At 73.8% G+C, this 22632-nt stretch carries 22 protein-coding genes; 15 read left to right on the top strand and 7 right to left on the bottom strand.

The window, feature by feature from the left end; genetic code table 11:
* The first annotated feature begins 137 nt into the window (after window positions 1-137).
* Entirely contained in the window at window positions 138-1520 is a 1383-nt protein-coding gene (locus IF73_RS0127010; protein WP_031012584.1) for a transcriptional regulator, read from the top strand.
* A 127-nt stretch (window positions 1521-1647) separates the two neighbouring features.
* Window positions 1648-3102 (top strand): hypothetical protein, encoded by a 1455-nt coding sequence (locus IF73_RS0127005; RefSeq protein ID WP_031012582.1) that lies wholly within the window; start codon window positions 1648-1650, stop codon window positions 3100-3102.
* A 24-nt stretch (window positions 3103-3126) separates the two neighbouring features.
* On the opposite strand, the gene IF73_RS0127000 is transcribed toward IF73_RS0127005, so the two are convergent.
* Window positions 3127-4413 carry an ABC transporter substrate-binding protein gene (locus tag IF73_RS0127000; protein ID WP_031012580.1) on the bottom strand — a complete coding sequence of 429 codons (1287 nt, stop codon included), beginning with the start codon at window positions 4411-4413 and terminating at the stop codon, window positions 3127-3129.
* A gap of 143 nt (window positions 4414-4556) precedes the next feature.
* Here IF73_RS0127000 and IF73_RS0126995 point away from each other — a divergent pair, with 143 nt between their 5' ends.
* Together IF73_RS0126995 and purU are read left to right on the top strand one after the other, a co-directional pair.
* Window positions 4557-5060, top strand: coding sequence for an SCO4402 family protein (locus IF73_RS0126995; RefSeq protein WP_078868278.1), 504 nt, complete (start codon window positions 4557-4559; stop codon window positions 5058-5060).
* A 58-nt stretch (window positions 5061-5118) separates the two neighbouring features.
* Window positions 5119-5970, top strand: coding sequence for a formyltetrahydrofolate deformylase (gene purU / locus IF73_RS0126990; protein WP_031012576.1), 852 nt, complete (start codon window positions 5119-5121; stop codon window positions 5968-5970).
* Between the two features lie 79 nt (window positions 5971-6049).
* Here purU and IF73_RS0126985 read toward each other — a convergent pair whose 3' ends face one another.
* Window positions 6050-7252 carry a maleylpyruvate isomerase N-terminal domain-containing protein gene (locus IF73_RS0126985; RefSeq protein ID WP_031012574.1) on the bottom strand — a complete coding sequence of 401 codons (1203 nt, stop codon included), beginning with the start codon at window positions 7250-7252 and terminating at the stop codon, window positions 6050-6052.
* Window positions 7249-7827 carry a sigma-70 family RNA polymerase sigma factor gene (locus IF73_RS0126980; RefSeq protein ID WP_031012572.1) on the bottom strand — a complete coding sequence of 193 codons (579 nt, stop codon included), beginning with the start codon at window positions 7825-7827 and terminating at the stop codon, window positions 7249-7251. The genes IF73_RS0126985 and IF73_RS0126980 overlap by 4 nt, the downstream gene beginning before the upstream one ends.
* A gap of 196 nt (window positions 7828-8023) precedes the next feature.
* Between IF73_RS0126980 and IF73_RS0126975 the strand changes: the two genes are divergently transcribed.
* A complete protein-coding gene (locus IF73_RS0126975) occupies window positions 8024-8473 on the top strand; it encodes an STAS domain-containing protein (protein ID WP_063833486.1) in 450 nt (149 codons plus the stop codon).
* Here IF73_RS0126975 and IF73_RS0126970 read toward each other — a convergent pair.
* Window positions 8445-9944, bottom strand: a complete 1500-nt coding sequence (locus tag IF73_RS0126970) for a class I adenylate-forming enzyme family protein (protein WP_031012569.1) — start codon at window positions 9942-9944, stop codon at window positions 8445-8447. The genes IF73_RS0126975 and IF73_RS0126970 overlap by 29 nt on opposite strands.
* A 227-nt stretch (window positions 9945-10171) precedes the next feature.
* Here IF73_RS0126970 and IF73_RS0126965 point away from each other — a divergent pair, with 227 nt between their 5' ends.
* The 4 genes from IF73_RS0126965 (at window position 10172) to IF73_RS38040 (ending at window position 14139) form a co-directional block, all read left to right on the top strand.
* A complete protein-coding gene (locus IF73_RS0126965) occupies window positions 10172-11362 on the top strand; it encodes an amidohydrolase family protein (protein WP_031012567.1) in 1191 nt (396 codons plus the stop codon).
* Window positions 11362-12495: an acyl-CoA dehydrogenase family protein gene (locus tag IF73_RS0126960; protein WP_031012565.1), complete on the top strand. Its 1134-nt coding sequence runs from the start codon at window positions 11362-11364 to the stop codon at window positions 12493-12495. The genes IF73_RS0126965 and IF73_RS0126960 overlap by 1 nt, the downstream gene beginning before the upstream one ends.
* An 8-nt stretch (window positions 12496-12503) precedes the next feature.
* Window positions 12504-13367 (top strand): acyl-CoA dehydrogenase family protein, encoded by an 864-nt coding sequence (locus tag IF73_RS0126955; protein ID WP_031012563.1) that lies wholly within the window; start codon window positions 12504-12506, stop codon window positions 13365-13367.
* 328 nt (window positions 13368-13695) lie between these two features.
* Window positions 13696-14139: an ATP-binding protein gene (locus tag IF73_RS38040; protein ID WP_031012561.1), complete on the top strand. Its 444-nt coding sequence runs from the start codon at window positions 13696-13698 to the stop codon at window positions 14137-14139.
* A gap of 169 nt (window positions 14140-14308) precedes the next feature.
* Here IF73_RS38040 and IF73_RS0126945 read toward each other — a convergent pair whose 3' ends face one another.
* Window positions 14309-15235 carry a cyclase family protein gene (locus IF73_RS0126945; RefSeq protein WP_031012558.1) on the bottom strand — a complete coding sequence of 309 codons (927 nt, stop codon included), beginning with the start codon at window positions 15233-15235 and terminating at the stop codon, window positions 14309-14311.
* Between the two features lie 84 nt (window positions 15236-15319).
* On the opposite strand from IF73_RS0126945, the gene IF73_RS0126940 reads away from it, so the two are divergent.
* From IF73_RS0126940 to IF73_RS0126925, 4 genes are all read left to right on the top strand, one after another.
* Complete coding sequence (locus tag IF73_RS0126940; RefSeq protein ID WP_031012556.1) at window positions 15320-16234, top strand: SDR family oxidoreductase; 915 nt, start codon at window positions 15320-15322, stop codon at window positions 16232-16234.
* Between the two features lie 91 nt (window positions 16235-16325).
* Complete coding sequence (locus IF73_RS0126935; RefSeq protein WP_031012554.1) at window positions 16326-17375, top strand: Zn-dependent alcohol dehydrogenase; 1050 nt, start codon at window positions 16326-16328, stop codon at window positions 17373-17375.
* Window positions 17376-17420: 45 nt separating this feature from the next.
* Entirely contained in the window at window positions 17421-18638 is a 1218-nt protein-coding gene (locus tag IF73_RS0126930; protein ID WP_051717351.1) for a hypothetical protein, read from the top strand.
* Window positions 18639-18649: 11 nt separating this feature from the next.
* On the top strand, window positions 18650-19210 hold the full coding sequence (locus tag IF73_RS0126925; protein WP_158822156.1) for a hypothetical protein: 561 nt from the start codon (window positions 18650-18652) through the stop codon (window positions 19208-19210).
* Here the strand turns inward: IF73_RS0126925 and IF73_RS0126920 are convergent.
* Window positions 19171-20166 (bottom strand): GlxA family transcriptional regulator, encoded by a 996-nt coding sequence (locus IF73_RS0126920; protein WP_031012550.1) that lies wholly within the window; start codon window positions 20164-20166, stop codon window positions 19171-19173. The genes IF73_RS0126925 and IF73_RS0126920 overlap by 40 nt on opposite strands.
* 131 nt (window positions 20167-20297) lie before the next feature.
* Here IF73_RS0126920 and IF73_RS0126915 point away from each other — a divergent pair, with 131 nt between their 5' ends.
* Window positions 20298-21605 carry an MFS transporter gene (locus tag IF73_RS0126915; protein ID WP_051717354.1) on the top strand — a complete coding sequence of 436 codons (1308 nt, stop codon included), beginning with the start codon at window positions 20298-20300 and terminating at the stop codon, window positions 21603-21605.
* Window positions 21586-22041 carry a hypothetical protein gene (locus IF73_RS0126910; RefSeq protein WP_031012547.1) on the top strand — a complete coding sequence of 152 codons (456 nt, stop codon included), beginning with the start codon at window positions 21586-21588 and terminating at the stop codon, window positions 22039-22041. The genes IF73_RS0126915 and IF73_RS0126910 overlap by 20 nt, the downstream gene beginning before the upstream one ends.
* Here the strand turns inward: IF73_RS0126910 and IF73_RS0126905 are convergent.
* On the bottom strand, window positions 22028-22630 hold the full coding sequence (locus IF73_RS0126905) for a flavin reductase family protein (protein WP_234338353.1): 603 nt from the start codon (window positions 22628-22630) through the stop codon (window positions 22028-22030). The two genes, IF73_RS0126910 and IF73_RS0126905, sit on opposite strands and share 14 nt — an antisense overlap.
* Window positions 22631-22632: the final 2 nt, after the last annotated feature.

The following is a 22632-nucleotide window of genomic DNA, read 5'->3' as shown; positions in this document are numbered from 1 at the left end:
CGCGGCGGGGGCGGGGCGGGGGACCGCGGACCGCCGACCGACGTGTCCGGTTTCGCGTGTTCACATCGGCATTGACCGGATATCCGCAGGGCAGTGATCACTTCGTGTCCGTACCCGTCCCGTCTGGGGGTTCCACCATGGCAGCCAGGCCACTCGTGCCACGACAGCCCAACGAACGGCTCCAGGCGCTCATCCAGGAGGCCGCGTGCTCCCACGCCGGTCTCGCCCGCAGGGTCAATCTGGTGGGCGCGGAGCGCGGCCTCGACCTGCGGTACGACAAGACCTCGGTGGCGCGCTGGCTGCGCGGGCAGCAGCCGCGCGGCCGGGCGCCCGGCATCATCGCGGAGGCGATCGGCCGCAAGCTGGGGCGGGCGGTGACGATCGAGGAGGTGGGGATGGCCAACGGCCGGAACCTCGCGGCGGGCGTCGGCCTCCAGTTCGCGCCGACGGTGCTCGGCGCCATCGAGCAGGTCTGCGAGCTGTACCGCAGCGACGTGGGCCGCCGCGAGTTCCTGACCGGTTCGTCGGTCGCCGCCTCGGCGCTGGTGGAGCCCAGCAGGGACTGGCTGATCGGCGGCGCGGACGCGCAGGTGGCGCGCTCGGCCGGGGCCCGGGTCGGCCGCGCGGACGTCGCGGCGGTACGGGAGATGACGGCGGCGCTCGTCGACCTGGACCGGCGCTTCGGCAGCGGGCACGTCCGCCCGGTGGTGGTCCACTACCTCGACAGCGTGGTGTCCGGGATGCTGTCCGGCTCGTACCGGGAGGCGGTGGGCCGGGAGCTGTTCGGCGCCGTGGCCCGACTCACCGAGCTGGCCGGGTACATGGCCGTGGACACCGGTGAACCGGGCCTGGCGCAGCGGTACTACATCCAGGCGCTGCGGCTGGCGCAGGCGGCCGGGGACCGCGGCTACGGCGGCTATGTGCTGGCCGCGTCGATGAGCCACCTGGCGGCGGAGCTCGGGAACCCGCGGGAGATCACCCAGTTGGCGCGCGCCGCGCAGGAGGGGACGCGCGGCAGGGTGCCGCCGCGGGCCGAGGCGATGTTCCTGGCGGCGGAGGCGCGCGGCCACGCCCTGCTCGGGGACGCGCGGGCCTTCGAGTGGGCGGCGGGCCGTGCGGTACGCGCGCTGGAGGCCGCCGATCCGGAGTCGGGGGACGACCCGGTGTGGATCGCGCACTTCGACGGGGCGTATCTCGCGGACGAACTGGCGCACTGCTACCGGGACCTGGGGCGCGCGGACGCGGCGGTCCGGGCGGCGGAGGAGTCGCTGGCCGGGCATCCGGAGACGCGGGCGCGGCGGCGGGCGATCGGGCTCGCGCTGCTCGCGGCGGCGCGGGTGCAGCAGCGGGAGATCGAGGAGGCGTGCCGTGCGGGCACGCGCGCGCTCGAACTGCTCGGCGGGCTGCGGTCGTCGCGCGGGGCGGAGTACCTGGAGGACCTGAGGGACCGCCTGGAGCCGTTCGCGGGCGAGCCGGTGGTCCGGGAGTTCGAGGCGCGTCTGGAGGTGCGGGCGGCCTGAGGGGAGGGGTCGTGGGCGGTTCCGTTCCGTACGAAGGGTGTTACCGGGCTCACACGCGTGTGCGGAGCCATGGACGCACCCGGTAGCGTGAGCCGACGATTCCGTAGGTCCATCAGTAGGAGTCCCGGTGACGCAGAACGGACAGGGTCCGGAGCAGGGGGGCGCGCAGGCGTGGGGCGGCGCCTGGGGGCCCGCGGGCGCCCAGGCCCAGCCGGGCGGGCAGCCGCTGCCCCCCGCGCAGCCGCTGCCGCCCGAGGCGCCGCCCGCCGGTGATCTCCAGGCCACGCAGTACATAGCCCCGGTGCCGCCGCAGCCGCAGGGTGCGCCGATGCCGCCGGCCGGGCCGCCCGCCGGCTACGGCTACCCGCCGCCGGTCGCCGCGCACGGCGCCGACATGCAGGCGACCCAGCACATCGCGCCCGTGCCCGGGGGCGTGCCGCCGGTGGGCCCGCCCGCCGGGTACGGCTACCCGCCGCCGGCCGCGGCGCCGGTCGCCGACCTCCAGGCCACCCAGCACATCGCGCCCGTGCCGCCGCAGGCGGGCCCGGGCGGGGGCGCGCAGACCCAGTTCCTGGGCACCGGCCGGCTGCCGCAGCCGCCGGCCCCGGCGGGCGCCTCGGACGCGACGCAGTACATGGCGCCGGTGCCGGGCGGTCCCGCTCCCGGCGGCCCCGTGCCGGGTGGTCCCGTGCCGGGTGGTCCCGCGGCGTCGCAGCCGCCCGCGGAGTTCGACAGCCTGTTCCGGGACTCGGCGCCGGCGCGGCCCGCGCCCCCGGCGTACCAGCAGCAGGCCCCGGCCCCGTACCAGCAGCACCCGCCCCAGCACCACCAGCCGCCGCAGCAGCAGCAGTACGGCTACCAGGGCGGGGGCGGCTACCAGGCGCCGGGCGGCCACCAGGACGCGTACTACTACGACGACGAGCCGGAGCCCCCGCGCCGGAAGTCGCCGGTCGCGCTGATCGCGGCCGTGGTGGTGGGCTGCGCGATCGTCGGTCTCGGCGTGGGCGCCCTGCTCAGCGGCGGTGACGACGAGAAGGAGCCGACGGCCGGGACGAGCGTCGCCCCGAGCTCGCAGGCGCCCGCGACGGGCGACGGCGCCTCCCAGGCACCGGAGAAGAAGGACGACCCGGCGGAGCCGCAGGCGCGGGAGCTGGACAAGCTCCTCGCCACCAGCAACGACAGCCGGGACACCGTGATCAGCTCGGTCGAGTCGATCAAGCAGTGCAAGAACCTCGACAAGGCCGCCGCCGACCTGCGCGGCGCGGCCGAGCAGCGCCGGGGCCTGGTGACCAAGCTCCAGACGCTCGAGGTCGACAAGCTCCCGGACAGCCAGGCGCTGACGGCGGCGCTCACGCGCGCGTGGCAGGCGTCGGCCGCGGCCGACGACCACTACGCGGGCTGGGCCGACCAGATGAAGGCCAAGAACGCCTGCAAGGGCGGCCAGGCCAAGACCACCAACCGGCTGAAGGCCGCGAACGACAAGAGCGCCGAGGCGACGAAGGCCAAGAAGGAGGCGGCCGGGCTGTGGAACCCGACCGCCGGGAAGTACGGGCTGACGAAGCGGTCCGCCACCCAGCTGTAGCGGCCGGGCGGCGGACCGGGCGGGTCAGCCGCCGCTGCTGACGGTGGGGCCGACGTCGACGAAGCCGGGCTTCTGGGCGACGAGCCGGCCCTTCCGGACCACCTGGAACGTCACCTCGTGATTGACGATCCGGGGGAAGTCCGGGGCGCCGAGCAGGTCCTCGTACATCCAGCGCAGCTTCGGGGTGAGGCCGCCGGTGTCCACCTGGGCACCCCGGTCGAGGGCCTCGGCGATGCGGGAGGAGGTGATCGTGTCCTTGTCGAGGGACTCGATGACCTCCTTGAGGACGGTGTAGGCGATCCAGGTGGTCTGCACGCCGGTGTCGGTCGGGTCGACCCGGTTGTCGGCGAAGGCGTGCTCCCGGATGACCTTCCGCATCGGTTCCCAGCTCTTGTCGTCCGCCTCCGGGTACCAGCCGGTGACGTACGCGCCCTCGAAGGGGCTGCGGGCGCCGCCGGTGCGGTCGATGACGGGCTGGCCGACGCTGCCGAGGACGGAGGAGATCCGCACGGTCTCGGCGTCGCCCTCGCCGTCCGTCTCCTGGGCGCCGCCGGTGGCCTTCGGCAGGCGGCGGAAGGAGTCGAAGAAGGTCTGGGTCCGCTCGCCGAGCACGGCGGCGACGCAGCCGTCCTCGGTGCCCGCCTTGTCGCGGGCGCTGGCGGCCTGCTCGGTGTACTCGGTGGCGTCCTCGACGGCCGGGATGTCGACGGCGCCGCGCTTGCTGGCCTTCTTCAGGCCCGCGTCGAGGAGCTTGGGCAGCCGGTCGCCGGCGAGGGTGTCGGGGCGGACCAGCGACACCTTGCGGCAGGACTCGGCGAGCTGCATGCCGTGCCCGGCGATGAGGGCGGCGAGGCCGCCGTTGACGGGGTACGAGAGGTGGCTGGTGAACTCGTCGTCGGTGAGGCCGTAGCCGCCGATGTACGGGATGCCGGCCGCTTCCAGCGGGGCCATGAAGGCCCGGCCGTTCTGGCTGTACGAGCCCACGACGGCGACCGCGTTCTCGCGGACCGCGCGGCGGGCGCACGCGGCGGCGCCGGCCGGGGTGTTCTGTTCGTTGCAGGTGAGGACGCGCAGTTCGTGCCCGTCGATGCCGCCCTGGGAGTTCACCCAGCGCGCGTACGCCTGGGCCATGGCGGGCATACCGGGCATGTTGGTCGCACGGGTCTGGTCAGGAGCCCAGGTCATCACCGTGACGGGCTCCCTGGAGCCCCCCGTGGCACCAGGGAGCACGCCACACCCGGTGAGGATCGACGCGCCGGCCGCCGCGGCGGTGACGGACGCGAGGAGTGAGGACAGTCGCCTACCGGTCATGAGCACGCACGATTCCGGCCCAGGGGTAACGCGGGAGTGTGCGGCGTTCAACGGTGGGTGACGGGGAGGTGAATTACGGGGGTCGGGGCCGCTAAGGGGAGGGGCCGAGTCCGCTTGTCGGTGGGGAACCGTACGATCGAGCGATGTCCAGTTCCGTCCCCGGTCCGGTTAACTCTTCCCGTCGCGGCCGTCGCTCCTCCACCATGGGCGGCATGCCGCTCAACGACATGCCGTGGTGGCGCTGGCGCACCAATGTGCGCTCGGCGCTGCACATGCTCTCCGATCCCGGGTTCCACCGGTCCGTCTGGCTCGCCGGCCAGGAGGGGTACGGGGACGTCACCGACGCCGTCTACCGGCTCGTCGAGGACACCTGGCTCGACAACTGGTCCGCCGAGCGCTACGTCGGCGCGATCTTCCGGGACTCCGCCGAGGCCCAGCTCGTCGACCTCGCCGTCCTGCGCGTCCTGCGGATCCTCCACCAGGTCGGGCCCGACGCGCCCTTCTCCGCCTACCAGGAGCACCCCGGCTGGCCCGAGGCCGTCCACGCGGCGCGCGAGGCGCACGTACGGCTCGCGACCGCCGACGGGGACGACCCGGACGCGCCGCCGCGCTCCCTGGACGTCCTCAGCATCCTCACGCGCGCGTGACGGTCCGCTGGACGGACGGAGGTACGGACCGGGCGGCGCGGTGTGGCACGCTGTCCGGATGACTGACCAGTATGTGCTCACCATCTCGTGCCCGGACAAACAGGGCATCGTGCACGCAGTGTCGAGCTACCTCTTCATCACCGGATGCAACATCGAGGACAGTCAGCAGTTCGGAGACCGGGACACCGGTCTCTTCTTCATGCGGGTCCACTTCTCGGCCGAGGCGCCGGTGACCGTGGAGAAGCTGCGGGCGAGCTTCGCGGCGGTGGGCGACTCCTTCCAGATGGACTGGCAGATCCACCGCGCCGACGAGCGCATGCGGGTCGTGCTGATGGTCTCGAAGTTCGGCCACTGTCTGAACGACCTGCTCTTCCGGTCCTCCATCGGGGCGCTGCCGGTCGAGATCGTCGCCGTCGTCTCCAACCACACCGACTTCGCGGAGCTCGTCGCCTCGTACGACATCCCCTTCCGGCACATCCCCGTCACGAAGGAGACCAAGCCGGCGGCGGAGGGGGAGCTGCTGGCGCTCGTCGAGGACGAGAACGTCGAGCTGGTCGTCCTCGCCCGCTACATGCAGGTCCTGTCGGACGACCTCTGCAAGGCGCTCTCCGGCCGGATCATCAACATCCACCACTCCTTCCTCCCGAGCTTCAAGGGCGCCAAGCCGTACCACCAGGCGCACGCGCGCGGCGTGAAGCTGATCGGGGCGACGGCGCACTACGTGACGGCGGACCTCGACGAGGGGCCGATCATCGAGCAGGAGGTCGAGCGGGTGGGCCACGAGGTCACTCCCGACCAGCTCGTCGCGATCGGGCGCGACGTCGAGTGCCAGGCGCTGGCCCGCGCGGTCAAATGGCACGCCGAACGCCGCATCCTCCTGAACGGCCGCCGCACGGTCGTCTTCGCGTAACCCACGCGGCGCCGCGCCACCGCCCAGCGGAACGCCTGCCCGCACGGAGGGCCACCAGAAGGTGCCGCCCGGCGTGGGGTCAGAGGCGGCTCAGGGAGGCGGCGGCCGAGAGGACGTCCTGGATGGCTTCTCGGTCGCCGTCCTGGCCCGCCGCCGCCTCCTGCGGCGAGATGTGCCCCGCCAGCAGCTGGCAGAACTCGACGCCGTCCATGGCGACCTGGGCCACGACGTGGTCGGGGGAGCCGAGGGCGGCCGGGGAGTCCAGCGCGATGTACCAGTGGCCGCCGCCCGCGCCCTCCACCTCCAGGTGGAGCGAGCGGCCGGGGGCGCCCGCGGTGACCAGGTGGCGGGCCGGGGCCGCGCGGCCGGTGCGGCGGCGGTGGGCGACCGCCGCCGGGAGGAGTCGGGCCGCGAGGTCGATCATGCCGTGGAGGTGCGGCCCGCTCGGCGGGTCGTACGGATAGGCCACCGCGTTCGCGATGTCGTCCGCGTGGAGCCAGCACTCGAAGGCCCGCTCGATGAGCGCGTCCTTCAGGGGGAGCGCGAAGTCGCCGTAGGTGACCGTGAGGTCGGAGACGCCGCGGCCCGCGAACGACACCGTCCGCACGAGCGCGTGGCTCTGGTCCCGCCACGGTTCGCGCAGCGACCGGTTGGGCGGGCGGTCCAGGGAGTCCCAGAACGCCTCCGTCCGCTCGGTCGGCGACAGCTCCGGCACGTCGGGGCCGAGCGGGTCGTCGAGGCCGAGCGCGCCGGACACCAGGCCGTCCACGGCGAGGAGGTGGCCGATCACCCCGGCGACGGTCGACTTCCGCCGCACCAGCCGGTCGTCCTCGTACCACTTGAGCCGGACCGGCGCGTGCCACTCGGACTCGCCGATGTCCCGCAGCAGCGCGTCCAGCCGGGCGGTCTCCGCGTCGTACGGGGTCGCCCAGGCGGGCACGGGGATGCGGGCGGGCCGCCGGCCCAGGCAGTTCTCCAGGACCCGCGACCGCAGCAGCGGGTCGAGGTCCAGGTCCCGGTCCTCGTGCAGCAGCGTCACCGCGTCCCGCAGTCGCAGCGCCTCGTCGGCGCACGGCGCGCACACGGTCAGGTGGTCCTCGACGGCCCGGGTCTCCGCGGCCGAACACGCCGACAGTGCCCAGGCCCCGAGCAGGGACTTGAGCACCGTGTGGGAGAGCGCGAGGGGCGGCGACAGGTCCGCGTGGTCGTCGGCGGCCTCCCGTGGGCCCGGTATCCGGGCGGCGCGTGCGAGGTCGTCGTCCTCGCCGTTCGCCCCCGTCACCGCGCCCGCCCGTAGCCGCCCGGCGGCCCGTCGAGCGGCCGGGTGTTCGCCGTGGACAGCAGCTGGAGCCCGAGGCGGAGCCGGCGCCGCGCCTCCTCGTGGCTGATCGACAGGTCGGCGGCGGTCTGGCGGTAGTCCCGCCGCTGGAAGTACGCCAGTTCGAGCGCCTTGCGGAGCGGGGCCGGCATGGAGGTGACGATGTAGTCGGCGCGGGCGGCGGCGGAGGCCCGGCGCACCTTGGCCTCCAGCTCCTCCGCCGAGCCGACGCCGGTCTCCGCGTACGCCGTCGCCTCGGTCTGCCGCAGCCGGTTCACGGCCTGGCGCTGGGTCAGCCGGGCCACCCAGGAGCGCAGGTTGCCCTGCCGGGGGTCGTACGCCTCGGGGTTCTCCCAGATGGCGAGGAAGACCTCGCGGGTGACCTGGTCGGCGGCCTGGTCGTCGTCGAGGACCCGGTGGGCCAGGCTGTGCACGAGCGAGGCGAAGCGGTCGTACAGCTCGCCGAGGGCGGCGGCCTCGCCGCGCGCGAGCCGCTGCTGCATCCTGCGGTCCCAGCGCGGTGGTGTGTCGTTCGCCATCCGAGCCCTCCACCTTCCGCTGCGCCGCCGGTCCCCGGACTGTCGGACGGTCCGTCCACCCCAAACTAATGCGACCGGCCGACAACGCACGCAGGTTTGCCGCAAGTGCGCCGTTCACGGGGGAGCGGATGGTAAGGAAAGCGTCATACCCGGCGCGGGGGGTTTCGGCCGGACGCCCCGGGGCAGGCGCCCGTCCGTGACGACGATCGAGGCCGACGAGGACGACCACGGCGCATGGACGGTGCTGCGCCTGCGCGGCGAGCTGGACCTGGTGACCTCGCCGGAGATACGGCGGCGGGTGCACGACGCCGTCGCCGCCGGGCGGCACGACCTCGTCGTCGACCTGTCCGGGGTGCGGTTCTGCGACTCCAGCGGCATCGGCGTGCTCGTCGCCGCCCGCCGGCTGCTGCGCTCCTGCGGCGGACGGCTGCGGCTGGTGCTGCCCGAGGCGGAGGAGAGTCAGGGCCATGTGACCCGGGTCTTCTCCGCGCTCGGGGTGACCCGCCTCTTCGAGGTGTACGAGGACGTGCCGGCGGCCCTGGCCGGTGCGGCGCCCGCCGCGCCGCCGGTGCCGGCGCCCCGCTCCGGGCCGGACGCGTCCGCCCCGCTGCCGCGCCCTACCCCGCTGCCCCGAACCGCTCCCTGAGCTTGTACTTGAGGACCTTCCGCAGCGTCTCGTTGCGCGGCAGGGCGTCCACCACCTCCAGCTGCTCCGGCAGCTTGTGGACGGAGAGCCCGGCCGCGCGCAGGAAGGCGGTGAGGTCCGGCAGGGTCAGCGGCGGGGCGCCCGGCGGCTGTTCGACGACGGCGCAGACCCGTTCGCCGCGCTCGGCGTCCGGGAGGCCGATGACGGCGGCGTCGCCGACGGCCGGGTGCTCGTGGAGCAGGTCTTCGATCTCCTTGGCCGAGATGTTCTCGCCCTTGCGGATGATGATGTCCTTCACCCGGCCGGTGAGGACGAGGTGGCCGCTGGGCGTGAGCCGGCCGACGTCGCCGGTGATGAGGAAGCCGTCCTCGTCGAAGGCGGCGGCGGTCTGCGCCGGGTCGAGGTAGCCCTGGCAGACGGCCTCGCCCCGGAGCCGTATCCCGCCGTCGTCGGCGACGCGGATCTCCATGGCGGCGGGCGGCCGGCCCTCGGTGGTGGCGAGGTTGTCGGCGGTGTCCTCCGGGTCGCCCATGGTGATCATGGGGACCTCGGTCATGCCGTAGCCGTGGGTGAGCTGGCAGCCCAGCTCCTTGCGGACCGCGTGGTAGAGCTCGGGCGGCTTGGGTGCGCCGCCGCCGGCGAGCAGCCGCAGGGTGGGGATGACGGGTTCGCCGGGGTTCTTGCGCTGTTCGGCGAGGAACATCGAGTAGAAGGCGGTGGAGCCGCCGGCGACGGTGACGCCGTGCCGGCGGTACTCGGCCAGCGAGTCGGGCAGCGCGAACTGTTCGAGCATCACGGCGGGGAAGCCGTACAGCAGCAGCATCACCGTGTAGTCGGGCCCGGCGATGTGGGCGTACGGGAAGGCCATGGAGCCGACGTCGGCGGCGGTGAGGCGCAGCGCGTGGGCGAGGCAGGCGCCGCCGGCGAGCAGGGAGCGGTCGGTGTGCAGGACGCCCTTGGGGTCGGAGGTGGTGCCGGAGGTCCAGTAGATCCAGCGGACGTCGGTGCCGGAGGCGGGCGGCGGGGGGAGGACGGCCGGGTCGCCGTCGGGGAGGTCCGCGGGGTCGTACGCCTGGAAGATCCCGCGCGCGCCGAGCCGCCGGACCATCGCGGTGTGGTCGAAGCCGCGCCAGACGCCGGGGACGGCGACGTACTCGGCGCGGGACTCGCGCAGCGCGAAGCCGACCTCCTTGTCCCGGTAGAAGGGGATGACGGGGGTCTGGACGGCGCCGAGGCGGGCGAGCGCGAAGGAGAGCACGGCCGTCTCGATCCGGGTGGGAAGCTGCCAGGCGACGACGGTGCCGGGCCGGACGCCCATGCCGTACAGCCCGGCGGCGCAGCGCTCGGCGCGGTCGCGCAGCCCGCCGAAGGTGAGGACGCGGTCGCCCTGGAGGAGGACGGGCCGGTCGGGGGTGAGGCCGGCGCGGCGCTCGACGAGCTCCCACAGGGTGCGGGACTCGCCCAGCGCCAGGGCCTGTGCGGTTCCGGTCGAGGTCGCTTCGGTCGAGGTCGCATCGTTCGACGTCGCTTCGTCCGAGGTCACCGGGGCCTCCATTCCGTGCGGGATCTCCGACGGCTCTTCTGACTGCCCGTCAGATCGTGCGGAGAGCGTAGAGGGCCGGTCCTTGTCGGTCCAGACCCCTGGGGCTAGCCTGGCCTCATCGGGATCTGACGATCCATCAGATAACTGGAGGGGTCATGACCGAACTGCCCCGCATCATCAGCGTCGACGACCACGTGATCGAACCCGCCCACCTCTTCGACACCTGGCTCCCCGCGAAGTACCGCGACCGGGGCCCGCGGGCGCTCACCGCCGGCATCGGCGAGCTCGCCTACGTCGGCGGGAAGTACCAGATCACCATGGACCCCGACGGCCCGCCCACCGACTGGTGGATCTACGAGGACCTCAAGTTTCCGTACAAGCGGAACATCGCGGCCGTCGGCTTCGACCGGGACGACATGACCCTGGAGGGCATCACCCGCGACGAGATGCGCCGCGGCTGCTGGGACCCGAAGGCCCGCCTCGCCGACATGGACCTCAACCACGTCGAGGCGTCGCTCTGCTTCCCCACCTTCCCCCGCTTCTGCGGGCAGACCTTCGCCGAGGCGCACGACAAGGAGGTCGCCCTCGCGTGCGTGCGCGCGTACAACGACTGGATGGTCGAGGAGTGGTGCGGCGACAGCGCCGGCCGCCTCATCCCGCTCTGCATCATCCCGCTCTGGGACATCGACCTCGCCGTCGCCGAGATCCGCCGCAACGCCGCCCGCGGGGTGAAGGCGGTGACCTTCTCCGAGATCCCCACCCACCTGGGGCTGCCGTCGATCCACTCCGGCTACTGGGACCCGTTCTTCGCCGTCTGCCAGGAGACCGGCACCGTCGTCAACATGCACATCGGCTCCAGCAGCCAGATGCCGGCCGCGTCCCCCGACGCCCCGCCCGCCGTCCAGGCCAGCCTCAGCTTCAACAACGCGATGGCCTCGATGATGGACTTCCTCTTCAGCGGGGTCCTGGTGAAGTACCCCCGGCTGAAGCTCGCCTACAGCGAGGGCCAGATGGGCTGGATCCCGTACGCCCTGGAGCGCGCCGACGACGTGTGGGAGGAGCACCGCGCCTGGGGCGGGGTCCGCGACCTCATCCCCGAACCGCCGTCCACCTACTACTACCGGCAGATCTTCTGCTGCTTCTTCCGCGACAAGCACGGCATCGCCTCGCTGGACGTGGTCGGCCGCGACAACGCCACCTTCGAGACCGACTACCCGCACGTCGACTCCACCTTCCCGCACACCAAGGAGGTCGCCCTCGACCACGTCCAGGGCCTCGACGACGAGACCGTCTACAAGCTGATGCGCGGCAACGCCATCCGCATGCTCGACCTCGGCATCGTCTGATGGACCTCACCTACAGCGAGGCCGAGGAGGAGTTCCGCGGCCGGCTGCGCGCGTGGCTGGCCGCCGAGATCCCCCGGCTGCCCGACCGGCCCGACCCGCTCGACTGGCCGGGCCGCAGGGCGTACGACTGCGGCTGGCAGCGACGGCTCTACGACGCCGGGTACGGGCACGTGCACTGGGACTCCTCGCCCACCCAGCGGCTCATCTTCCTGGAGGAGACCGAACGCGCCGGCGCGCCCTACGTCGGCGCCAACTTCGTCGGCCTCCTGCACGCCGGGCCGACCATCGCCGCCGAGGGCACGCCCGAGCAGCGCGCCCGCTGGCTGGAGCCGGTGCTGCGCGGCGACGAGGTCTGGTGCCAGGGCTTCAGCGAGCCCGGCGCCGGCTCCGACCTGGCCTCGCTGCGGACCAGGGCGGTACGGGACGGCGACGCGTACGTCGTCACCGGGCAGAAGATCTGGACCTCGCACGCCGAGGTCGCCGACTGGTGCGAGCTGCTCGTCCGCACCGACCCCGACCGGCCCAGGCACCGGGGGATCAGCTGGCTCGCGCTGCCCATGGACGCGCCGGGGGTGACGGTACGGCCGCTGCGGACGCTCGCCGGGTCCACCGAGTTCGCGGAGCTGTTCCTCGACGAGGTGCGGGTGCCGGTCGCGAACCGGGTCGGGGAGGAGAACGACGGCTGGCGGGTCACCATGGTCACCCTGTCCTTCGAACGCGGCACCGCGTTCGTCGGCGAGGTCGTCGCCTGCCGCCGCCTGCTCGGCGAACTCGCCCGTACGGCACGGGAGAACGGCCGCTGGGACGACCCGGCCCTGCGCCGCCGCCTCGGCCGGCTCGCCGCCGCGTTCCAGGCGCTGTGGCGGCTCACCCAGCGCAACGTCAGCGAGGCGCAGGCCACCGGCGGCGTCCCCGGCGTCGGCGGCTCCGTCTTCAAGCTGCACTACTCGCACGCGCGCCAGGAGCTGTACGACACCGCCGCGGAGGTCCTCGGCCCGGACGCGCTCGACCTCGGCCGGGAGTGGAACCTCGACCGGCTCTCCTCCCTCTCGTACACGATCGCCGCCGGCACCAGCCAGATCCAGCGCAACATCGTCGCCGAGCGGATCCTCGGCCTGCCGAAGGGACGGTGAGCCGGACTGTGGACTTCCGACTGAGCCAGGACCAGCGGGATCTCGTACGCGGGATACGGGAGCTGCTCGCGGCCCGCTTCGGGCGCGACGCGCTGCGGGCGGCCGTCGACGAGCCCGGCCGGCTCGACCGCGGGCTCTGGAAGGAGCTCGGCGAGGCCGGGTTCTTCGCGCTGCGGCTCCCGGAGGACGAGGGCGGGGTGGGGCTCGGGCTGCCGGAGGCGGCGCTGCTCTTCGAGGAGGCCGGGCGGCGGCTGGTGCCGGGACCGCTGGTCGCCACGCATGTGGCGGCGGGGTCCGTTCCCGGTGCGGCGGAGGGGCTCACGGTGGTGACCGAGGTCTCGCCCGAGGGGCTGGTTCCCTGGCTGGAGGCCGCGGACGTGGTGCGCGGGGACGCGACCGGAGCCGTGGCCGTGCGGTCGGTCGATCCGCTGACGCCCTTGCATCGGGCACCCGGCACCGGGCGTGGTGCGCCGGAGGCCGTTCTTCTCGTCGCCGCCGAGCAGGTCGGGACCGCCGCCTGGGCCACCGACGCCGCCGTCGCCCACGCCCGGCAGCGGGAGCAGTTCGGGCAGGTCATCGGGGGGTTCCAGGCGGTGAAGCATCTGTGTGCCGGGATGCTCGTGCGGACCGAGCTGGCGCGGGCCGCCGTGCACGCCGCCGCCGTGACCGCCGATCCGGTCGAGATCGCCGGGGCCAAGCTGCTCGCCGACGAGGCGGCCGTCTCCAACGCCCGGGACTGTCTCCAGGTGCACGGCGGGATGGGCTTCACCTGGGAGGCGGACGTCCATCTGCACCTGAAACGGGCCTGGGTGCGGGCCGCGCTCGTGCTGCCGGGGGACCGGGCGGCGGAGGAGGTGGCCGCCGCGCTCTGAAACCCGTCCGGCCGGGCCGAACTGGTGACGGAGCGTGTTCGAATCCGGCGGGAAGGTCGATATCGGGTTGTGTCCTTCGGGGGGTCGTCACGGGCCGGAGTCGGGGTTCCGCTCCGGTACTCTCCGTGGGATGCGAGTGCTTGTGAGCCCGGGTCGCGCCCCGCGTTCGACTCCCCGCCGCGTGCGTCGCACAGTATGGACCACGCGTACTCCTTCGCGCTGGAATATGCCCGAAGCGCTTGTTGCGGTGACTGTACGTCAACCATGCTGTCTCACAAGGGAATCACGTTCCGTAAAGGTGTGTCCGCCGGTTCGGATGGTGTGAACGGTGCAGGTGCTTCAGGTTCAGTTGGAGGTCGGGCCGGACCCGGCGGAGGTGGGGCGTGCGCGCAGGTGGGCCCGGAAACGGCTGGCCGGTTCCGGGATAGGGGACGACGAGCCGCTCGCGGAGACGCTGGTGCTGCTCATCTCCGAGCTGGTGACCAACGCGGTCGTGCACACCGGCTGTCCCGCCGTGCTGCGGATGCTCTTCGCGGCGGAGGGCGGCGTGCGGGTCGAGGTCGCCGACCGCAGCGAGCTGCCGCCCCGGCCCCGGCACGCCGCCGGGGAGGACACCAACGGGCGCGGCCTGGAGCTGGTCGACGGCCTCGCCGACCGGTGGGGCTGGCAGCCCGAGGGGGCCGGCAAGAGCATCTGGTGCGAGGTGGACCGCACGCCCGTGGCGCCCGCGCCGGCCGGGGGTGTCGTGTCACCCGGACGGATGCACTGTTGACGGTTCGTTCCGTTTTGCCCACCCTGGGGTGAGCGATTCGTGGTGAGGGGAGCCGAGGGCCGTGCGCCCTCGGCGTGTGCGGGTCGTGGTCGGGTGGCGGCGGTCCGTGCCGTGCTCGGGGCGCCTGCGGGCGCGCCGCCACCCGTGAGCCGTGTCCGGGGGGAATCCGTCAGAGCAGCGCGACCGGTGCCACCGGTGTGCCCGTGCCGCCGACGAAGGGTTCCGGCATCGCGGAGAGCAGGAAGCTGTAGCGTCCTTCTTGTTCACAGGCTGTGGACAACTCTTCGAGGTTCCAGTTCTGGCCCTGGAGCATCCCCATCTCGACCAGGTCGAGGGCGTGCACGCCCAGCCACAGGTCCTCGATCTCCGGCGGGAAGATCTCGAAGGTGAGGGTGTCGTTGGCGACCGCCGCGACGTCCCGCGCGTGGAACCACTCGGGCGTACGGATCGAGAGCCCGGGCGAGGGGAACGCGTACCCGTGCCGGTCCCCGGCCAGGTACAGCCGGATCTGCCCGGTCCGTACGAGGACGATGTCGCCGGCCCCGACCGTCACCCGCCCGTACTCCGCCGCCTCGTCCAGGTCCTCCGGGGTCACCGCGTGGTCGCCCGGCAGCCGGTCCACCCCCTTCGCCGCCGCCACGTCGAGCAGCACCCCGCGCCCGACGACGTGCCGGGCCGTGTGGATGCCGCTATAGGCGGCCCGGCCGTGCGGGGTGACGGTGTCGGCGGGGCGGCCGTTGTAGATCCGGCCCGAGTGCGAGGCGTGGGTGAGGGCGTCCCAGTGGGTGCCCGCCTGGAGGCCCAGGGTCACGGCGTCGTCGCTGGTGGCGACCGTGCCCGGGCCGAAGAGCTCCTGGTTGACCTGGACCATGACGTGCAGCGGATTGACCCGCCCCGGGATCATCCCGGTCTGCACGCCGTCCTGCTTCAGATCGACGGCGAGGGGGACGCGGCGGCCGGTGCGGACGCCCGCGGCGGCCTCCCGGACCGCCGCGTCGGTGATCAGGTTGAGCGTGCCGATCTCGTCGTCCCGGCCCCAACGGCCCCAGTTGTTCACGCGCTTGGCGATCTCGTGGAAAGCGGCGGGGAGGGACATCGGGGCCTCCGGGGGCTTGTCTTCCGGCATCTGACGACCCATAGAATCTAACGGACCGTCAGAAACTGCGGGAAGGGGCCGGAGATGGGGAACTTCTTGGCGGACAAGGTCGTCGCCGTGACCGGAGCGGGACGCGGCATCGGCCGCGCGGTCGCCCTCGCCTGCGCCGCCGAGGGGGCCAAGGTCGTCGTCAACGACTACGGCGTCTCCGTCGAGGGCGGCGAACCGACCAGCGAGGTCGCCGTCGGCGTCGTCAAGGAGATCGAGGCCGCCGGCGGCACCGCCGTCGCCGTCGCCGACGACATCTCCACCATGGCGGGCGGACAACGTCTCGTCGACGTGGCCCTCGCGGAGTACGGACGGATCGACGGGGTCGTCTGCGTCGCCGGCATCCTGCGCGAGCGCATGCTCTTCAACATGACCGAGGAGGAGTGGGACCCCGTCGTCGCCACCCACCTCAAGGGCACCTTCACCGTCTTCCGCGCCGCCGCCGCCGTCATGCGCAAGCAGGGCTCGGGCGCGCTCATCGGCTTCACCAGCGGCAACCACCAGGGCTCCGTCGCCCAGGCCAACTACTCCGCCGCGAAGGGCGGGATCATCTCGCTGGTGCGCAGCGCCGCGCTCGGACTCCACAAGTACGGCGTCACCGCCAACGCGGTCGCCCCCGTCGCCCGCACCCGGATGTCCGCCAACGTCCCCATGGAGCTCAAGGAGATCGGCGAGCCCGAGGACGTTGCCGCCCTCGTCGTCTACCTGCTCAGCGACCGCGCCCGCGCCGAGTCGATCACCGGGCAGGTGTACACCATCGCCGGACCCAAGATCGCGGTCTGGGCGCAGCCCCGGGAACTGCGCGCTGGATACGCGGAGGGCGGGGCGTGGACGCCGGAGCGGATCGCCGACTTCCTGCCCGGGACGGTCGGCGTCGACCCGATGCCGATGCTGGCCCGGCTGGAGGAGATGGCCCGGGCGGCCGCGGCGGGCGACCGCCCGAACCGGTAGTCGAGGCCCCGCAAGTCCAGGCCCCGCAAGCACAGGCCCTGCAGCGGTCCACGCCCTGCAGTCCAGGCTCTCAGGAGAGGGAGGGATCGTCGTGCGCGGTGTGGTGTTCGACGGGAAGAGCGTCGAGGTCGTCGCGGATCTGGAGGTACGGGACCCGGGACCCGGCGAGGTGCTGGTGGGGATCCGGGCGGCCGGGCTCTGCCACAGCGACCTGTCCGTCATCGACGGGACCATCCCGTTCCCGCCGCCCGTCGTGCTCGGGCACGAGGGGGCCGGGGTCGTCGAGGCCGTCGGGGAGGGGGTGGGCCACGTCGCCGTCGGCGACCACGTGGCGCTCTCCACCCTCGCCAACTGCGGGGCCTGCCCCGACTGCGACACCGGGCGGCCCACCATGTGCCGCAAGGCGATCGGGATGCCGGGGCAGCCGTTCACCCGGCAGGGCAGGCCGCTCTTCCAGTTCGCGTCCAACTCGTCGTTCGCCGAGCGGACGATCGTGAAGGCCGTGCAGGCCGTGAGGATCCCGGAGGACGTGCCCTTCACGTCGGCGGCCCTGCTCGGCTGCGGCGTCCTCACCGGCGTCGGCGCCGTACTCAACCGGGCGAAGGTGGCCCGCGGCGACACCGTCGTCGTCATCGGCGCCGGCGGGATCGGGCTCAACGTCGTCCAGGGCGCCCGGATCGCGGGCGCCTCGACGATCGTCGCCGTCGACACCAACCCGGCCAAGGAGGAACTCGCCCGCCGCTTCGGCGCCACCCACTTCCTCGGCTCCGCCGACGGCGTCCGCGAGGTGCTGCCCACCGGCGCCGACCACGTCTTCGAGTGCGTCGGCCACACCGGCCTCGTCCGGACCGCGATCGACCTCCTCGACCGGCACGGGCAGGCGGTGCTGCTCGGCATGACCGCGCCGAAGGCGGAGGCGAGCTTCCCGCCCGCCGCGATGTTCCTCGACAAGTCGATCCTCGGCTGCCGGTACGGCTCCTCCCGCCCGCAGAAGGACATCCCGCTCTACGCCGGGCTGTACCGCGGCGGCGCCCTCCTCCTCGACGAACTCGTCACCGCCGCCTACCCGGTGGAGGAGTTCGACCGCGCCCGCGAGGAGGCGGAGGCGGGCAAGGTGGCCCGGGGGGTGCTCGTCTTCTAGAAACCCGATCGTCCGCCGGGGCGGTGCGCCAGTACGGTCGGGCGCATGTCCTACCGCGCGCTGGCGACCCGCCCCGTCCTCACGTGGTGCGCCGTCACCACCGCAGCCCGGATGCCGGTCGCCATGGCGCCGCTGGCGCTGGTCTTCCTGGTACGGGAGCGGCCCGGCGGGTACAGCCTCGGGGCGGTGCTCGCCGCCGTGTACGTGGTGGGGGAGATCGTCGCCGCGCCGGTCCTCGGCCTGCGGATGCGGGCCGAGCGGGCCCGCCCGCAGATGGCGGCCGGACTCGCCGTCGGCGCGGCCGGGTTCGCCGGCCTCGGGCTCGCCTCCGGGGCGCCGCCGGTGGCCCTCGGCGTGCTCGCCCTCCTGGCGGGCGCCGGGCCCGTCGCCGTCTCCGCCGGGCTGCGGGCCCTGCTCACCAGCATGGTGGAGGAACGGTCCGTCACCCAGGCGCTGAGCCTGGAGTCCATGCTCACCTTCGGCATCTGGGCCGCCGCCCCCGCCCTGACCACCGGCCTCGCGCTGGGCGCCGGGCCCGCCGTGCCGCTGCTGCTCCAGGGCGGCCTGATGGCGCTCGGCCTCGCCGGACTGTGGCTGCTGCCCGCCGGCTGGGCGGCCGAGCCGCAGACCAAGGACCGGGCCGCCCGGCGGGCCCTCCTCGCCGCCTGGCCGGTCTACGTCCTCGGCGCCGCCTCGCTGACCCTCCTCGCACTCGCCGAACTCGTCCTCCCCGCCCTCCTCGAACAGCGCGGGATCGGCATCGGCTGGGCGGGCCCGCTCCTCGCCGGCTTCTCGATCGGCTCGGTCGCCGGATCCTTTCTGTACGGGCTCCGCTCCGACTGGCCCGGGCCGCTCGCGGTGCAGTCGCTCGTCCTCGTCCTCGGGGTGACCGCCGGAGTGGCGCTGGTGGCCCTGCTGCCCGGCGCCCTCGCCCTCGGCGCCGCCCTGGTCGCGGCCGGCCTGCTCCAGGCACCGGCGATGCTGACCCGGAACCTGGCGCTGCGGCGGGCGCTGCCGCCGTCGGCGCTGGCCGCCGGCTACTCGATGATGTACGCGGCCGTCGGCGCCGGTTACGCGGCGAGCGGCACCCTCACGGGCGGCCTGCTGAAGGTGGTCGCGCCGTCCACGGCGATCCTGTGCGGGGTCGGCCTGACGCTGCTGCTGGTCGCCGTCGGCGCCGCGGGCGAGCGGAGGCTCGTACGGAACCGGCGGAGCGCCGAGCCGCGTCCGACGGAGGAGAACGCGGACCCCGCCCTGAGGTGAAGGACCCCCTGATGAGACGTCGCAGACCCGTGGTCGTGGGCGTACCGCTGGCCCTCGTGCCCCTGCTGCTGGCCGGGTGCAGCGAGAAGCCCCGGTCACCCGAGCCGGAACCGAAGCCGACAGCCACCGCGACCGCGACCGCCACCGGGAACGCGCGGGAGACGGAGCAGGGCGAGCGGGTGCGCAGGGCCCTGGACCTCGACGGCGACGAGGAGTTCGTCGAGTCCGGGCTCGAACGGGTCGCGGACGGCGCGCACGTGCGGGCCGTGCTGGAGCGGGGGGAGCCGTACGAGCTCACCGTGGCCTGCGCCGGGACGGGGGCGGTGAAGGTGGCCGTCGGGGAGCTGGCCCCCCTGGGCGTGGCGTGCGACGGGACGCCGCTGCGGCACCGCGTCGGGAGCGCCCCCGCGGAACTGCCCGTGGAGATCACCCCGGCGGCCGGGGCGAGCGGCATGGTCGGCTGGCGGATCGACACCGTCCTCGCCGGCGACGGCACGACCGCGGCTCCGTCCCCGGACGACGACGACAGCGGTCAGGTCACGGGGAAGCCCGGACGGAAGGTGCGCCGGTAGGCGGTCGGCGTCACGCCGATCGCGGTCATCAGGTGCACCCGGAGGGACTGCGCCGTGCCGAAGCCGCAGTCCTGGGCCACCCGGTCCACCGGCAGGTCGCTGGTCTCCAGCAGGTGCCGGGCCCGCTCGACGCGCTGCTGGGTGAGCCACTGGCCGGGGCTGAGGCCGACCTCGTCACGGAAGCGGCGGGTGAAGGTCCGGACGCTCATCGCCTCCCGCTCGGCCAGGTCCCGCAGCTGGATCGGCTCGTGCAGGTGCGCAAGCGCCCACGCGCGGGCCGCGGTCGTGGTGTGCGTGCCGGAGTCGGGGACCGGGCGGGCGATGTACTGGGCCTGGCCGCCGTCCCGGTGCGGCGGGACGACCGTGCGGCGGGCCACCTCGTTGGCGACCGCCGCGCCGTGGTCGCGGCGCACGATGTGCAGGCACAGGTCGAGTCCCGCGGCGACGCCCGCCGAGGTGAGCACGTCGCCGTCGTCGACGAAGAGGACGTCGGCGTCGACCCGGACCGTCGGGAAGAGCCGCTGGAAGTGGTCGGCCGACGCCCAGTGCGTGGTCGCCGGGCGCCCGTCGAGCCAGCCCGCGGCGGCGAGCACGTACCCGCCCGTGCAGATCGCGACGAGCCGCGTCCCCGGCCGGACGTGCGCGAGGGCGGCGGCCAGCTCCTCGGTGAGCCTGCCCTCCTCGTAGACGGGCCCCAGCTCGTACGAGGCGGGCACGACGACCGTGTCCGCCGTGGCCAGCGCCTCCGGGCCGTGCTCCACATGCACCGCGAAGTCCGCGTCCGTCTGCACCGGTCCCGCCGCGACCGCGCAGGTGAGGATCTCGTACAGCGGCCGACCCGCGGGGTCCTTGGCGCGGCCGAAGATCCGGTGCGGGATGCCCAGCTCGAAGGGGAGCAGCCCGGGCAGGGCGAGGACGACGACGCGGTGGGGCGGCTGCGGCGCGCTCTCTCCCATGGACCTCTCCCGACTCGATGCGTTTCCCCCCAAGTCTGCACCCACGGCCCCGATCATGGTGGCCCGATCCTTTGGAAAGCTGACAGTCCGGCCAATGGTGAGGGCGGGACGCGGCCGCGATGCTCGGTGGCATGGCCCAGACAACGGAGCACCGCCCCTCCGCCTCCACCCGCCCTCCGCGCGCTCCGCGCGTCCACCGCGCCTGGTTCGTCGCGGCGGTCACCTTCGTCACGATCATCGGCGCCGCGGCCTTCGCCTCCCTGCCGGGCCTGCTCATCGAACCGCTCCACGCCGAGTTCGACTGGTCGCGCGGCACGATCGGCTTCGCCGTCTCCGTCAACCTCGCCCTCTACGGGCTCACCGCCCCCTTCGCCGCCGCCCTCATGGACCGCTTCGGCATCCGCAAGGTCGTCGCCGTGGCCCTGTCGGTGATCGCCCTCGGCTCGCTCCTCACGGTCTGGATGACGGCCGCGTGGCAACTCGTCCTCTACTGGGGACTCCTCGTCGGCCTCGGCAGCGGTTCCATGGCCCTCGCCTTCGCCGCGACCGTCACCAACCGCTGGTTCACCGCCCGCCGCGGCCTCGTCACCGGCATCCTGACCGCGGCCGGCGCCTCCGGCCAGCTCGTCTTCCTGCCGCTGCTCTCCTGGCTGGTCGAGCACCACGGCTGGCGCCCGGCCGCCGTGACCACCGCCCTCGCCGCGCTCGCCGTCGTCCCGTTCGTCTGGCTGCTGCTCCGCGACCACCCGGCGGACGTCGGACTCGCCCCGTACGGCGGGGAGTACGCCGAGAAGCCCGCCCCCGTCACCGGCGCCGCCCGCCGCGCGGTCACCGTCCTCTCGAAGGCCGCCCGGACCGGCCCCTTCTGGCTCCTCGCCGGCACCTTCGCGATCTGCGGCGCCTCCACGAACGGCCTGGTCAAGACCCATTTCGTGCCTGCCGCCCACGACCACGGCATGCCGGTGACGGCCGCCGCCGGACTCCTCGCCGTCATCGGCGTCTTCGACGTCGTCGGCACGATCGCCTCCGGCTGGTTCACCGACCGCTTCTCCCCGCGCCGGCTGCTCGCCGTCTACTACGCCCTGCGCGGGATCTCGCTCCTCTTCCTGCCGATGCTCCTGGCCCCGTCCGTCCACCCGCCGATGATCTTCTTCATCGTCTTCTACGGCCTCGACTGGGTCGCCACCGTCCCGCCCACCATCGCCCTCTGCCGCGAGCACTACGGCGAGGACTCCGCGATCGTCTTCGGCTGGGTCCTCGCCTCCCACCAGGTCGGCGCCGCCGCCGTCGCCTTCGCGGGCGGCGTCGCCCGCGACGTCTTCGGCTCGTACGACGTCGTCTGGTACGCCTCGGGCGCACTGTGCGCGGCCGCCGCCCTCATGGCCCTCGTGATCCGGCACCCCCGGCATGATGGACCCCATGGGGAGCTGGAGAAGTAGGCCGTGGCTGCTGTGGGCCCTCTTGGCGGTGCCCGCGGCGGCGACGCTCGCGGGGGTGGGGACGTACGCGGGGGCGCTGGGCCCGCAGGACCCGCCGAGACCGGGGCGCGCGGACCTTGTGGGGCGGTACGAGGACGGGCGCGGGGGCGCGGTCACGCTGCACGCGGACGGGACGGCGGTGCTGGAGGGGATCGCGAAGTTCGGTGACGAGGGGGACGAGGGCGGCTACGACCCCGAGAAGCGCTGTGACGACAAGGAGGCGACCTGGTCGTTCCTCGAGTCCCGCCCGCGCTGGAGCCACCGGGTGGCCTTCGGAGCGGATTGCGGCGCCTGGATGCCCTGGGACGTCGAGGGCACCGCCGCCGTCCCCGAGATCGTCTACTGGACCGACATCCCGGGCCACCCGGACAGTCGCCGCGTCCTCACCCGCCGCTGAACCCCCCGAACCGCCCGCGATGGAACACCAACGGCTCGCCCTCCTCCACCGCGCCCAGCGCCTCCACCCGGCCCACCACGATCAGGTGGTCGCCGCCGGTGTGGACGGCGGTGATCGTGCAGTCGATCCAGGCGGGCACCCCGGCCAGCCGCGGCGCGCCGGTGACGGGGGCGGGGGACCACTCCACGCCCGCGAACTTGTCGGCGCCGCTCACCGCGAACGCCCGGCACAGCTCGCCCTGCCCGGCCCCGAGGATGTTGACGCAGAAGGTGCCGGCGGCGGCGATGCGGGGCCAGGTGGTCGAGGTCCGGGCGACCATGAAGGCCACGAGCGGCGGATCCAGCGACAGCGAGGCGAAGGACTGGCAGGCGAAGCCGGTCGGCCCGGCGTCGCCGCTGGTCGTCACGAGGGTGACGCCGCTCGCGAAGTGCCCGAGCACGCGCCGGAACTCCGCCGGGTCGAGGGGCGCCCGCTCGTCCTCGCGCACGGCCCGCAGCGCGGGCCGGGGGAGGGGTTCGACGGCCGTGGGCGCCCCGGCCGCTCTCAGGTGTCGGACGGCGCTGGCCGCCATCCCCGCGTGTCCCATCATGC

The sequence above is a fragment of the Streptomyces sp. NRRL F-5727 genome (assembly GCF_000719555.1).
In the GTDB taxonomy this organism is placed as follows: Bacteria; Actinomycetota; Actinomycetes; order Streptomycetales; family Streptomycetaceae; genus Streptomyces.
The sequence above is the reverse complement of the archived record's forward strand: the minus strand, read 5'-3'. Positions and strand labels throughout refer to the sequence as shown.